The sequence below is a fragment of the Promicromonospora sp. NPDC110617 genome (genome assembly GCF_055598465.1).
Window position 1 is genome coordinate 435328 of sequence record NZ_JBVKBM010000002.1, and the last position, 13719, is coordinate 449046.

At 74.7% G+C, this 13719-nt stretch carries 7 protein-coding genes; 1 reads left to right on the forward strand and 6 read right to left on the reverse strand.

Annotated elements, in window-relative coordinates:
- Positions 1–63: 63 nt before the first annotated feature.
- From recD to ACZ7LE_RS12790, 6 genes are all read right to left on the reverse strand, one after another.
- Complete coding sequence (recD, locus tag ACZ7LE_RS12765) at positions 64–1914, reverse strand: exodeoxyribonuclease V subunit alpha (RefSeq protein WP_470403638.1); 1851 nt, start codon at positions 1912–1914, stop codon at positions 64–66.
- Positions 1911–5372, reverse strand: coding sequence for a UvrD-helicase domain-containing protein (locus ACZ7LE_RS12770; protein WP_470403639.1), 3462 nt, complete (start codon positions 5370–5372; stop codon positions 1911–1913). The genes recD and ACZ7LE_RS12770 overlap by 4 nt, the downstream gene beginning before the upstream one ends.
- The gene (gene recC / locus ACZ7LE_RS12775; protein WP_470403640.1) at positions 5369–8809 is read right to left on the reverse strand and encodes an exodeoxyribonuclease V subunit gamma; all 3441 of its coding nucleotides are present in this window, start codon (positions 8807–8809) and stop codon (positions 5369–5371) included. The genes ACZ7LE_RS12770 and recC overlap by 4 nt, the downstream gene beginning before the upstream one ends.
- Positions 8810–8864: 55 nt before the next feature.
- Positions 8865–9104, reverse strand: coding sequence for a hypothetical protein (locus ACZ7LE_RS12780; protein ID WP_470403641.1), 240 nt, complete (start codon positions 9102–9104; stop codon positions 8865–8867).
- 54 nt (positions 9105–9158) lie between these two features.
- Positions 9159–10025 carry a phosphotransferase gene (locus ACZ7LE_RS12785; RefSeq protein WP_470403642.1) on the reverse strand — a complete coding sequence of 289 codons (867 nt, stop codon included), beginning with the start codon at positions 10023–10025 and terminating at the stop codon, positions 9159–9161.
- 130 nt (positions 10026–10155) lie between these two features.
- A complete protein-coding gene (locus ACZ7LE_RS12790) occupies positions 10156–10980 on the reverse strand; it encodes a hypothetical protein (protein ID WP_470403643.1) in 825 nt (274 codons plus the stop codon).
- Positions 10981–11388: 408 nt separating this feature from the next.
- Between ACZ7LE_RS12790 and ACZ7LE_RS12795 the strand changes: the two genes are divergently transcribed.
- Positions 11389–13710, forward strand: coding sequence for a protein kinase domain-containing protein (locus ACZ7LE_RS12795; RefSeq protein WP_470403644.1), 2322 nt, complete (start codon positions 11389–11391; stop codon positions 13708–13710).
- Positions 13711–13719 lie beyond the last annotated feature (9 nt).

Genomic DNA, 13719 nt, shown 5'->3' on the forward strand with positions numbered 1-13719 from the left:
GGTCGGGGCACGCACGTCCTCCCCCCGAGGTCTGATCTTGCGCCGGGCCCTCCCCCTGGGGGCCTACGCCGTCGGCGGTCCGCCCCGCAGCCGCACGGCCAGTCCGCTCGCCCGCTGCGCCCGCCGGACCACCGCCGCGCGCACCGCCTCCGGCGTGCCGACCACCCGCACCCGGCGCCGCGCCCGCGTCACGGCGGTGTAGAACAGCTCGCGCGTGAGCAGGGGCGACGTCTCGTCCGGCAGCAGCACCGTCACGGTCTCGGCCTGGCTGCCCTGGCTCTTGTGCACGGTCATGGCGTGCAGCGTCTCGACGTCGCCCAACCGGGAGACCCCGAACGACGCACCGCCGCCGATGTGGGCGCGCAGGTTCTCGCCGTCGGCGACGACCACCCCGGTGTCGCCGTTGAACAGGCCCAGCCCGTAGTCGTTCGCGGTGATCAGCACCGGCCGTCCCGCGTACCACTCGGCGCCCACCGCGGCGCCGAGGTAGGCACCGGAGGCCTCGCCGAGCCGGCGCTCGACCAGCCGGTTCCAGTGCGCCGCGCCCCACGGTCCCTCCCGGTGCGCGCACAGCAGACGGTGCCGCTCGGCCAGCTCGACCGCCCCGGCGGCGTCCCCGGCCAGCGCCAGGTCGCGCACGGCGAGCGCGTGCCGGGTCAGCTCGTCCTGGAGGCCGGCCAGCGCCGCGCCGTCGTCCGGGCGCACGAGCTCCACGACGCCGTCACCCGCCGTCAGTGCCGCGAGCGCCGCCTCCGGGTCACCGGCCTGGATCGCGGTGGCCAGCCCGGTGATCGCCGCGCTCTCCGACCGGTGGTCGGTGAGCAGCGCCGTGACGACGCCGTCGGCGCGCTGCCCGAGGCCGGCCACCAGGTCGGCGAGCACGGCGCCGGCCTCGACGGACGCGAGCTGGTCCGGGTCGCCCACGAGCACGAGCCGGGCGTCGGGACGCACGGCCTCCAGCAGCCGGGCCATGAGCGTGAGCGAGACCATGGACGTCTCGTCGACCACCACGACGTCGTGCGGGAGGCGGTTGGAGCGGTCGTGCCGGAACCGGGTGCTCGACCCGGGCCGCCATCCCAGCAGCCGGTGCAGGGTGCCGGCCTGGAGGCCGTCGAGCCGGCGCCGGTCGTCGGCGGTGAACTCCGGCCGCCCGGGCTCCGGGCGCGCGCCGGCCTGGGCCGGGGCGCCGAGCGACTCGGCCACCGCCTCTTGCATCCGGGCGGCCGCCTTGCCGGTCGGCGCGGCGAGCGCGACGCGCAGGCGGCGTCCGCCGGCGTGCTCGGCCTGTTCGGCCAGCAGGGCGAGCAGGCCGGCGACCGTCGTCGTCTTGCCGCGGCCCGGACCGCCGGTGAGCACGGTGGTCAGGCGACGCGCGGTCGTCAGCGCCGCCACGCGCTGCTCGGCGTACGCGGCGCCGGGGAACAGCCGCCCCGCGCTGTCCTCCAGGAGGGCGTCGTCGACGGCGGGGGCGGGGGCCGCCAGGCGGGCGACGAGGTCGTCGCACACCTGACGCTCCTCGCGCCAGTAGCGGTCGAGGTAGAGCAGGCCGAGGTCGGCCCGCACCACCGACCGCTCGGCGAGCGGGCCGGCGGCGACCCGGTCGAGCCAGTCGTCGGCGGCGGGCCAGGGCAGCGCGGCGTCGTCGGGCTCCGCGCCCGAGGCCTGATCGGCGCCGAACCCGCCCAGGTCCACGCACACCGACCCCTGCCGCACCGCGCGGACCGCGAGCGCGACCGCGAGCCGCACGGCCTCGTCGTCCTCGCCGGCGAGGTCGGCCGTGCGGCGCGCGACGTGCACGTCGGCGGCGGTGAGCACGCCGGCGTCGTTGAAGGTGCGCAGCAGCCCGGTCGCGCCGAGCGCCCGGCGGGCGTCGTGGGGGTCGTCGCTGGTCCAGCGCTCGATCGATGGCGTCATGCGGCCTGCTCTCCCGCGTCGCCGGCGAGCAGGTCGGACAGCGCGACCAGCAGCGCAGGCGGCGGCTGCCACGAGAACACGCCCGCGGGGCTGCCGTCGGAGTCCGGGGCGGCGCCCGCGTCCGGGGTGTCCGGCCCGGCCATGCCGCGCACGAAGAGGTAGAGCACCCCGCCCAGGTGGGTGCCGGGGTCGTAGCCGGGCAGCCGCCAGCGCAGGTAGCGGTGCAGCACCGCGCCGTACAGCAGGGCCTGCAGCGGGTAGTGCGAGTGCAGCATGGCCTCGGCCATCCGGTCGCGCGTGTAGTCGGTGACGGCGGGTCCGAGGAAGTTCGTCTTGTAGTCGACGACGACGAACCGCCCGGTCGGCAGCCGCAGGACGACGTCGATCGAGCCGGTGAGGTAGCCGCGCAGCGTCTGGTCCCCGAGGGCGGGCTGGTCGAGCCGGTCGGCGTAGGCGGCGAGCGGGTCGGCGGCGGGCAGGTGTGCGCGCAGCAGCGGGGCGAGGTCGCCCAGCCGCGCCTCGGCACGGCCAGGGGTGCCGCGTCCCGCGCCGAGGTCGCCGCCCGCCAGCGGCAGCTCGAACGTCAGCTCGCGGAGCCGGTCCGCCCGGCCGATCTCGCCCAGCGTCAGGCCGCCGGCCAGAGGGCCGAGCGGCGTGCGGTGCAGCGGCAGGAGCCCGTCGGCGAGCGCCGCCGGGTCGGCCGGCACGGGCCACCAGCGCAGCTGTTCGGTGACGTGGTCCAGCAGCTCGGCGCGCAGGTCGGGGGCGAACGGGTCGGCGTGCTCCAGCACCGCGTGCACCAGGGACCCGAACGCGGCGCCCGTGGGCAGGTCGGCCATCGGGGAGGCTGCTTCGGCGCCGGCCTCGGTCTGCTCGGCGGTGTCGGTCGGGAGCGGGTCGGTCGGGAGCGTGTCGGTCTCGGGGGCGTCCGGCTCGTCGTCCGTGCCGGCGGCCTCGGGTTCGCTGCCCACCCCCGCGCCGGCACCAGCACCGGTGCCGGCACCCGCGGCGTCGTCCCCGGCCGCGACGAGCCCGCTGTAGGAGGTGCGCCGCCACCCGGTGTCGACGGCGCGGTCGAAGGACCGCGCCGCGTAGGGCGCGTGCCGGTCCGGAGGTGCGGGGGCGGACGCCGCGGCGGGCACGGCGACCTCGGCCGCGGGCCCGCCGAGCTCCTGGAGCAGCCCCAGCACCCGCGTGACGTAGTCGTCGTCCTTGACCGGCTGCGTGCCCGGCACCTGCCGCGTGCCGGGGGTGCGGCCGAACAGGAGGCGGTGCAGCCCGCTGGTCGGGGTGCTCGACGTCGGCGCCCACCACGCCACCACCTGCGACTGCGCGCGGGTCAGGGCCACGTAGAGCTTGCGGAGCTCCTCGCCGTCCTCCTCCGTGCGGTGCGCGGCACAGCGGGCGTCCCACTGCGCGCCGGAGCCGGAGACGTCGACCGTCCGGGCGCCGCGCTCGTCGTGGTAGAGCGCGATCTCGACCGGGCGCGCGTAGTTGTCGTAGCCGAACGGCAGGTAGACCACCGGGTACTGCAGGCCCTTGCTGCCGTGCACGGTGACGATCTGCACGGCCGCGGCGTCGGAGTCGAGGCGGCGTGGCCGCTCCGCCGTGCCCGTCCGGCGCCGCTCGTCGCGGAACCAGGCCAGCAGCGCGGTCAGGCCGAGGGACTCGGTGACGCTCACCTCGTGCAGCAGCTGCCCCAGGTGGCGGACGTCGGTCAGCAGCCGCTCGCCCTCGGCCCGGGCGAGCACCCGGCTGCTCAGCCCGCGCTCCTCGGCGGCCTCCAGCAGGGCGGCCACGCCCCGGCGGCGGAGCAGGAGCGCCCAGCCGCGCAGGGTGTCGGCGTCGCGGGCGGTCAGGGCCTCACGACCCTCGTCGCCGCCCGCGTCGAGGTCGGCGGCGGTGCGGCCGAGGAACGGCGTGAGGGCGGCGGCCCGCACCAGGCCCGAGCGGTGCGGCGACTCCAGCGCCTCCAGCAGGGTCAGCCACTCGTCGGCGGCCGGTGTCTCGAACACGTCGCCGCCGGGCATGACGGCCGCGACGCCGCGCGTGGCGAGCGCGTCCTGCACGAGCCGGCCGTGCGTCCGCGCCGAGACCAGGACGGCGACGTCGCCGGGCACCAGCGGACGCCCGTCCCACGTCGCGCCCGAGGCGAGCAGGCCGGCGACGTCGGCGGCGAGGTCCGTCGCGACGTGCTCGCGGGCCGGGGCGGCCTTGACGAGGCCCTTGTACTGCGGCAGCCCGTCGCGCAGCACCTGCCGCAGCCGGAACGGCGCCGGGTGCGGCGCGCCGGCCAGGCGGCTGCCCCCGCCCGCGGCCCCGCCCTCCGCGGTGACCGGGTGCACCACGATCTCGTCGTGGCCGAGCGCGGCGTTGCCCAGCAGCACCCCCAGGGTCTCGACCAGCGGTGCGTCCGAGCGCCAGTTGCTGCCCAGCGTCGCGCGCGTGGCCGCGCCCCGGCCGGCGTCGAGGTAGGCGACGACGTCGCCGCCGCGGAAGGCGTAGATGGCCTGCTTCGGGTCGCCGACCAGCACCATGGCCTGCGTCCGCGCACCCTGCTGCCCGCCGCCGAACGCCCGCTCCAGCACCTGCCACTGCACGGGGTCGGTGTCCTGGAACTCGTCGACCAGCACCACCTTCCAGCGTTCGCGCATGCGCGCGCCGACGGCGGCGCCGCCGTCGGCCGACGCCGGGTCCAGGGCGTCGGCGAGCCGGCCGAGCAGGTCGTCGTAGGACAGGATGCCGAGGCGCCGCTTGCGCCGCTCCATCTCGGCGCGCACCTCGTGGGCGAAGGAGACGCGGGCCGAGCCGACGGCGTCGTCCGGGTCCGCGGCGGCGAGCGCGGCGCGCGGGTCCTCGACGGCCGCCGTGGCGACCCGGAGGGCGCAGGCCCGGTCGAACGGCGGCGGCTCGGAGGCGTCGCCATACCGGTGCAGGTAGAGGTCGTCGACCACCTCGACCGTGAGCTCGGTCAGGGACTCGACGAGCTCGGCGCCGGGCTCGGTGTCGCCGGCGACGCCGAGGGAGCGCAGCACGAGCTGGCAGAACTGGTGGATCGTCGCGATGGTGGCGTGGTCGAACGAGGCCAGGGCGTCGGCCAGCCGCCGGTGCCGGAGGGCCCGCTCGGCGTCGTCGACGTCGAGCAGCGCCTGAAGGACGGCGTCCGCCGGGCCGGGGTCGCGGCCCGCCAGGGCCGCGGCGAAGGTGCGCTCGGCGCGGAGCAGTGCGCCGCGCACCCGGTCGCGCAGCTCCTGGGTCGCGGCGCGGCCGAAGGTCACCACGAGCATCTGGTCGAGCGGCACGACGCCCTCGGCGACATACCGGGTCACGAGCGCGCCGATCGCGAAGGTCTTGCCGGTGCCCGCGCTGGCCTCCAGCAGCGCCGTGCCGCGCGGCAGCGGCCCGGCCAGGTCGAAGACACCGTCGAAGCCGTCCGTCACTCGCTGAAGGTCCGTCACTCGCTGAACCTCTCGCTCTCCAGCAGGGGGCTCCAGACGCGCATCGCCAGCGCGCCGAAGCGGGTGGTCTCCCCGGGGTGCTCCTCGCCCGGGCACGGCTCCTCGTCGGTCCCGGGCAGCGGGGCGCCCGGGCCGTGGATCCGGACGTGCTCGGGTTCGGCGCCCTCGCCGTCGAGGCGGCCGCCCGGCCCCCGCTGCCCGGTCCAGGTCTGCCCGGCCCGGAACCGCGCCTCTGCGGGGTCGGCGCGGCTGCGGCGTGCCTCGGCGTAGAGCGCCGACGCCTTGACCGGCAGGGGCAGCGGCTCGGTGAGCCCGCGGTCACGCAGCGCGACGAGGTCACGCAGCAGGTCGACGGCGGTGTGGTCCAGCGGCCCCAGCCGCGCGCCCTGCCACGTGCTGCGCGAGCGCGGGTTGGCCGGCCGGCCGAGCGCGTAGGCGACCCAGGGGCGGTCGTCGTCGGACGCCGCGAGCGCCAGCAGCCGGACCCAGGCCTGCAGGCGCTGCCGGCCGCCGAGCCGGGCGTACGACACCGCGACCGCGCGGTCGCCGTGCACGCCGGGCACGGAGCCGCGCAGGCTGCGCCCGTCGCCCAGGTCGACGTCGACGTCGACGACGCGGGCGGGGCTCGCGCGCAGCCCGCGTGCGGCGTCGGCGAGCGGTCCCACGTCGTCGGCGACGCGGACCAGGGGGCGCCAGCCCAGGCGGCCGGGCGGGAGGTGTCCGCGGCGCCACTCCTTCTGCACGGCGTCCTCCAGCGTCGTGCCGTGCAGCACGTCCCGCAGCACGCGCTCCCCCACGGCCCAGCGGCCGAGGCCGTCGAGCTCGACGGGCAGGCCGTCGTCGAGCGGCTCCTCGTGGAAGGGGCGGCCGACGTCGAGGCGCTGGACGAGGAACCCGCGCGCGGGCGAGCGGTAGAACGCGAGCAGGTCGTCGAGCGCGACGACCCCGTCGTCGGCCATCCCGGGCGTGGGCGGCGGCAGCGGGTCCAGGGGCGCGGCGAGGAACGGCCCGGCGGGGGTGCGCGGGCCGGCCGCGGCGCGGGCGCCGGCGAGGGCCGCGCGGTCGAACGTGAAGGCGGTGCCGGGCACGAGGGCCCCGGGCTCGACGGTGCGCCGGTCGAACGGCTGCAGCGGGTGACGCACGGTCACGGCCCGGGACACCGGGCGCCCGTCGGGCGTCCGTGCGGTCTCGTCGAGGGCGTCGAGCAGCTCGCCCAGCGGCACCGCGGGCGGGCGTTCCTGGCCGGAGTACTCGTCGGCGCCGCTGTAGGTCACCACGAGGGTCTCGGTGGCGGCGAGGACCGCGTCGAGGAAGAGCTGCCGGTCCTCGCTGCGCGGGTCGCGCTCGCCCGTCCTCGGCTCGCGGGCCAGCACGTCGTCGCCGTCGGTGACGCCGACGCGCGGGAACACGCCGTCGTCGAGCCCCAGCAGGGCGATGACGCGGTGCGGCACCGACCGCATCGGGACGAGCGTGGCCACGGTGAGCGTGCCGGTGCGGAAGTTGGCGCGCGTCGGGCGGCCGGCCACGCGGTCGGCGAGCAGGGCGCGCACGTCCGGGAGCCGCAGGGGCACCGCGGGGTCGGGCGCGTCGGCGCGCACGCGGGCCAGCTCGCGCCGCACCTGGGCGAGCTGCCACGCGTCGGCGGCCGGCACGGCGGTGAGCGCGGCGACGCCGTCCTCCAGCGCGGTCAGCCAGTGCTCCAGGGGGTGCCCGCCGACGAGCGCGTCGGTGACGTCCCGGAGCCGCTCCACGAGCTCGGTCAGGCGGCCGACGAGCTCGACCTGCCCGCTGTCGACGTCGTCCAGGGGCAGGACGCGCTCCAGCCACGTGCCGGTGTCGTCCGACATCGTCACCCCCGCGAGGAGCCGGTCCAGGCCCTCCTGCCAGGTGCCGGACCCGTAGCCGGCCAGGCCGAAGTCGGCCCGGTGCCCGGCGTCGAACCCCCACCGCACACCCGTCTCGCGCGCCCACCGGGCGAGCTGCTCCAGGTCGTCGTCGCGGAACCCGAAGCGGCGGCGCACGGGTTCGGCGTGGGCCAGGTCCACGACGTCGCCCACCCCCGCCCGGCCGCCGGCGAGGTCCAGGAGGCGGACCCCGATCGCGAGCAGCGGGTTGGTCCGGTCCAGCGCCCGGTCGGCGAGCCGCACCCGCAGGCCGTGCGCGGGGTGGCCGTGCGGCCCCACGACGTCGGCCAGGCCGAAGGCGGCGGTGACCAGGGGCGCGTAGGTCTCGATGTCGGGGCACATGACGAGCACGTCGCGCGGCTCCAGCGTCGGGTCGTCGGCGAGCAGGCCGAGCAGCACGTCGCGCAGCACCTCGACCTGCCGGGCCGGGCCGTGGCAGGCATGTACCTGGACCGAGCGGTCGGCGGGGTCCAGGAGGCGGTCGCCGGCGTCGCCCACGGCGTCGGCCCGCAGGTCGTGCTGCAGCAGGTGCAGCAGGATCGACGGCGGTTGCTCCTGGCCGGCGGTGGCGCTGGTGCCGGCGGTGGCGCCGGTGCCGCCGTCGTCCGCCGTGGCGACGGGCTCGTCGCGCAGCTCGATCGCGGACAGCGTGCGCTGCAGCTCGCGCGTGTCACGGCCGAGCGTGGCCAGGAGCCGGTGCCCGACGCGCTCGTGGGACCGGTCCTGCGCCCGGTCGACGGGGCCGCCGAGGTCCTTGAGCGCAGACCACAGCGGCGCGGAGGGGTGCGGCAGCCACAGGTGCACGTCGCGGTGCGCGCCGAGCGCGCCGACCAGGTCCACCTCGCTCGCGGCCAGGCGGGTGTGGCCGAACAGGGACAGGCGCGGGGGCAGGTCGAAGCCGCCGGGTTCGGCGCGCAGCCGTTCGACGACGGCGGCGTGCCGCACGTGCGGCGGCTCGGCGTCGACCCGCTCGGCCAGGGCGCGCCACAGCGGCGGCTGCCACGCGAGGTCGGCCGGGACCGCGCGGCCGCACCCGTCGGTGTCGCGGCCCGCGGCCCAGTCCGCGACCAGGGCCGGTCGCTGCGCGGCGTAGCCCGCCAGGAGCCGCGCGAGCCGGCGGGCGACGGACAGCCGGCGGCCGCGCCGCAGGTCGCCCTCCTCGCCCGGCATCCCGTGCCCGAGGTGCTGGGCGAGCAGCGCCGCCCAGGGCTCGTCGAGGCCGGCGTCGATCGCCGCGAGCAGCGGCCAGGTCAGGGCGTCCGGCGCCCACGGGTCGTCGTCACGGGTGCCCGTGACCTCGGCGAACAGCGAACCCGGCGAGCGCAGGTCCACGCCGGCGCACACGCCGTCGTCCTGCCCGGCAGCGGCGCCGAGCCGGTGGCTGAGGCGCTGCGCGAGCCACCGCTCGACGCCGCGGGCGGGGACCACCACGACCTCGGTCGCGAACGGGTCCGCCAGGGGCGTGGCGAGCAGGTCCCCCAGCGCCTCCGCGAGCAGGTCGGTGCGCGGAGCACGATGCAGGACGACCGCCATCCCGCCAACGTATCGCGCGGCCGGGCACGACGTGGCGAGCGCGCGCGGCGGGGCGCTAGCGGAGACCGGGGACGACCCGCTCCACGCGGTCGAAGCCGGCGGTCTCCCGGGGGTCACCGACGGTGCCCGAGGGGTCGGTGTCCAGCGGGACGACCTCGCCGTCGCGCCGCAGCCCCCAGGCCACCAGCGGTGCGCGCACCTCGGCCTCCTCGTCCTTGTAGACGGCCACCCAGCCGTCGGCGGGGACGAGCTGCACGATCTGCTCGTCGTCGAGGTACTCCAGCTGCTCGGTCATGGACGGCACGCTATCGGATCGGCCGGCCCGAGTCCCAGGTCACGCGCCCTTTCGCTACCTGCCGTCCAGCCGCTCGACCACCGTGTCGAGCGTCGGCCACGGCGCACCCGCGCGCAGCACCCGCAGCAGTTCCACCCCGAACAGCCTCCCGCGCGGGAACTGGTCGTCGACGTCCCACCGCCAGGCGGCCACCATCGCGAGCACGAGCTGCCGGCACTCGTCCAGGAGCTCCCGGTCCACGCCGGGGTAGTGCGCGCAGACCGCCTCGGGAACGTGGGCGAGATCGAACTCGACGGGTCCGCGGCAGCACGTCTCGAGGTCGATGAACAACGGTCCGCGCGCCGTGCTGAGCACGTTGCCCGGATGCGGCTCGCCGTGGAGCAGCTGCTCGACGGCGCCGCGGTCCTCGATCGCTCGCCGCAGGTCTGCCAGCCTGCCGCCGAGGAACGCGCGGTCGGCGTCGGCGAGCTCCGGCGAGCGGTCCGGGTCGGCGACGATCTCCTCCGCCTCCGTGACCCGGTCCGTGAACCGCGGGCTCGGCAGGTCGACCGCGCGCAGGCCGGCGTGCAGCTCCTCCAGCGCCTTGGCGACGTCGGCCGGTGCGGCGCCGGGTGTCACGGGCTCGTAGTACGTCCACAGCGTCACCGCGAAACCGTCGCGCGTGTACACCTGCGGGTCGACCCGGGGCTCCAGCGGGGCCAGCGGTGCACCGACCTCGACGAGCCGCTGCCCAAGGTCGACCTCGAACTGCGCGACCTCCTGTCCCACCGGCGCGACCCGGGCGAAGACGTCGCAGGGCGTCAGCCGCAGCGCCAGCTTGTTCGAGTCGTGCAGGACGACGGCGTCGTCGGCCGGCAGGTCGAGCGATGCGGCGAGCGAGGTCGCAGCCGCGATGGCACGGGTGACGTCGGTGGGCTCCACCGTCGCATCCTGGCACGGGCGGGCAAGGGTTATTCGGACCGCCCACGCTCTCGGTTACCCCGTGACCGAACGTGGAGATGCGAACGCTCGAGCGTCGGCTACGCCAGCTTGCTGACGGCCGCGCAGGCCCTCAGCCACCCAGCAAGGCCGGGAGAATCGCAATCAAGACACTGAGCGCAGCCGCGACCAGTGCCATCAGACTGTTGGCAAGTTCAAACCGCAGGCCCTGACGTAAGAGCCCACGTTTTTCCTGATATACGGACGGATTGATACGAGCACTAATCGTCTCCACCAACGACGACCTCGTCAGGGTACATATCTCTGCGGCCGTGAACGAGTCGAGTGGGTACTGTGCCAACAGATCAAAGACTCGGCGACTCCTCCACGATTGATCTGCACCGTTGTTCTGCCCGAGCCTTCTCCAAGCGTGGGCAGCACGGACAGCGGCCTCCATCTGCCTCAGGTCGATCTGACCACCCCGAAGAACCTCAGAATCCTGGAGCGCGTAGATGAGCCGAAAGCCATTCTGACCATACTCACGATAGTTGTCGAACCTGCGGAAGACCGCCTCCAGGAGCGCCGTGGCTCCGAACCGGAACACGGGATACAGCACAATTCCAATCACCCCGCTCCACATGACAAACCTCGGCCAGTCATACACCTCCAGCAGTATTGCGATGATCGGGCCATATGCCAGCGCCGCGACCAGGACTGCCAGATTCTGCCCCCGGCCCACCCTGATATCCGACCATTTAGCGAGAATTCGAGCACCACCATCTGGAAATGCTTGCGCCATCTCCGGTGTGACACCGACGCCGGCCAGCCGTGCTGCTGCCGAGCGGCTCAAACCGATCGCCCGCCGAGCGCCCGTGGGCCACCGAGCCTGCACCTCCTCCTCAGCCGCGAACTGCCGTCGCGCTGCCACCCACCCTGCCAGCACCCTCAACCTCGTCATGCATGCAAAAGGTACGGGTCGTCACTGACAGGCCTCCGTGAAGCGGCCCCGAAAGCGTCTTGGCGTACGTGACCGTCGGTGACGCACTGAGCGTGCGACCCCATCGGCCAGTGAAGACGCAGGTCCTGAACCACATGGTTCGGCTAGCCTGGGCGCGACGTCGGGGTCGGCCAGGACCAGGTGGGTGGCGAAGTGGTGGACGAGCGCTGGGGACCGTCGATCCGACTACGGATCACGGCGGTACGGACCCGTCAGCTCCTTCGAGGCGGCCATGGCGATCGCGGCATGGCCACCGATCCGCCGGCTTGGCTTCTCCGCCAGAGGGTCTTGCGCGGGTGGCCCTGACCCTGTCCAGCGCGTTGACCGTGCGCCGTCCTGACCGTCGTCCGCCCCGCCCCGGAGGCCTTGGTGTCACAGCAGACCGAACTCCTCACCGGTGAGCTCCTGACTCTCGTGGCCACCGGTGATCCCTTGGGGACACTGAGCACGATCGACGCCTGGAAGGCGAGCGAATGGCGCAAGGCGCTGCTAAGCCTCCCGCTCGACGAGCGAAGTCATTACGACCGGTTCCAGGTGGACCACCACGCCGAGATCGAACGGCTGTGGCTCTGGTGGGTCGAGGCCCGGGACGGCGACCCGCGGTTGACGCCGGAGACCGTGGGCTACCTCGGTTTCTACCTGCTCACGGTCGTCGCGATCCACTGCTCCGAGCGAACCCGTTTCCATGGCGAGCCGGACGTGGTCCTCGACATCGACGGCCGGCCGCTCGCTGCGGCCGCCGTCTCGGCCGAGCTCCTTGAGAACGGAGGAGTGCGGAACGCGATCAAGGAGCTCTACAGCCCGCGGTTCGGCCCGCAGGACGGCGGCGATCGGAGGCAAGCCCGCAACGGGTGGCAGAAGATCGACTTCGACTCGCTCCGGTTCCACCGGCACGGGACCACGTCGATCATCCTGCGCGGCAGGAGCGCACGGCCCGAGGACAGCCCGAGCATCGAACTGGCGCTCAAGTGCCTGATCTACCCGTACCAGGAACAGGCGCCGGTCGCCGCGGCCACCAGGTCCTATGCGAGCCACTACAGCGCGTTCGCGTCCGACGACGCGCCGATGGCCGGAGTGTGGGCCAGCCACGAGAGCTGGATCCTGATGACGTTCCTGCACGGGCAGACGCTGGCCGAGCGTCTGCGGTCCCGCCCGAAGGTTCCCCCGTCGTCCCGCAAGGTCACCATCCGGCAGATCGACATCGACGAGCTCGACCGCCTCGGCAGCGCGCTCCTGTACGCCCTGTCCGAGCTGGAACGGCAGGGGTGCCGCCACGAGGACCTGGCGCCGTCGAACATCATCGTCCAGGACCGCGGCGACCGGTGCCAGATCCGCTTCGTCGACCTGGGAGTCAACCACCTGCACACCCGGGCGCTGCCCGGGGAGCCGCTCGGCGAGGCGAGGTACGTCGCGCCGGAGGTGCGCCGGCTCGGCGTCGGCGACGGGCAGGCGGACCTCTACTCGCTGGGCAGGCTTCTGCTGGCGATCAGCGGCACAGAGCTCCAGCCCGACGGGAGCCTGCCGAACCACACCTACGTGCTGTCCACGGGCATGGCTCGGCTCATCGAAGACCTGGTGGACACCGATCCGGCTCACCGCCTGCTGGTCACCCCGATCGATCCCGACCGCAGCCGCCTCGATCAGGTCCTCGACGTCTTCCGCCAGGAGGTCGAGCTTGTCCACGAGTCCGCCCGTCTCGCCCCGGAGGGCGCGCTGGAGCGGCTCCAGAGCCACGCACCCGGGGCTGGGACGGTGTCCCGCCAGGGCCGGATCATGCGGGTACGCAGGCGCCAGTCCGGGAGCTCGCCCCACCTCCGCCAGGCTCAGCGGCTCCAACGCTGGGCGTGGGCCGCCGCGATCCTGGTGTGGGCGACCGCCGCTCTGGTCGTGACCTGGTGGGCCGAGGACCTCGGCATCGGCTGGCAGGCGAAATGGATCGAGGTGGCCAACAACGTCCTCGCCAGGACGGGCTCGGACGTCGACCCCTTCGCCGCGATACGTCTCGACGGCTACGACATGCCCGACCTGATGGGGAACCTTCCGGCGCGGATCGTCGGGATCTCGTTCGCGCTGGTCAACGCCCGGTTGTACCTGAACCTCTTCGCTGACCTCTCTCCGCTCTCACCGCTGCCACGGACGGGTAGGCAGCGATACCTCACCCTGGCCACCGAGGTCGGGCTTCGGTCGATGGCGGTGCTCCCGTCACTGAGCGTCATGGTCCCGACGCTCTTCTACGGCGGCTGGTGGACCATCTCGACCCAGCTCTCGCTCATGTGGTCGGCCATCGTGTTCAGCGTCTTCATCGCGTTCGAACGGGACACGCACCGTCGAGCCAGGGCAGAACGGCTGTCGACCGTGCCCGAGCTCGAGTTCCCGCCCGGACGCCTGGTCCGCTGGCGACCGACCCTTGTCCTCTACTGCGTCGCGGCCCTCGTCATGGGCACGCTCATCATGCTCGGGCTGGTGCAGGACGTGCTCGTCTATGCGTGTTTCGTGGCGACGATCAACCTCTCGATCTACTACTTCAAGAGCGCGGGGTCGGACGCCCCTCGTGTACGCACCGAGCTGTCGCGCGCGTTCCTGGCGGCCGAACGGCTGGACCACCTGGACGCGCGACGTCGCGCCGGGGCGACACCGGCGGGTCCCGGAACCCGAGCCACCGGGCGGTCGAAGCACCTTGTTCGACGTTGAGCACGATGC

Excerpts from the sequence above, each read along its gene's own strand:
- recC (WP_470403640.1), bottom strand. The coding sequence starts at position 8,809 with ATGGCGGTCGTCCTGCATCGTGCTCCGCGCACCGACCTGCTCGCGGAG.
- ACZ7LE_RS12790 (WP_470403643.1), bottom strand. The coding sequence starts at position 10,980 with ATGACGAGGTTGAGGGTGCTGGCAGGGTGGGTGGCAGCGCGACGGCAG.
- ACZ7LE_RS12780 (WP_470403641.1), bottom strand. The coding sequence starts at position 9,104 with ATGACCGAGCAGCTGGAGTACCTCGACGACGAGCAGATCGTGCAGCTC.
- recD (WP_470403638.1), bottom strand. The coding sequence starts at position 1,914 with ATGACGCCATCGATCGAGCGCTGGACCAGCGACGACCCCCACGACGCC.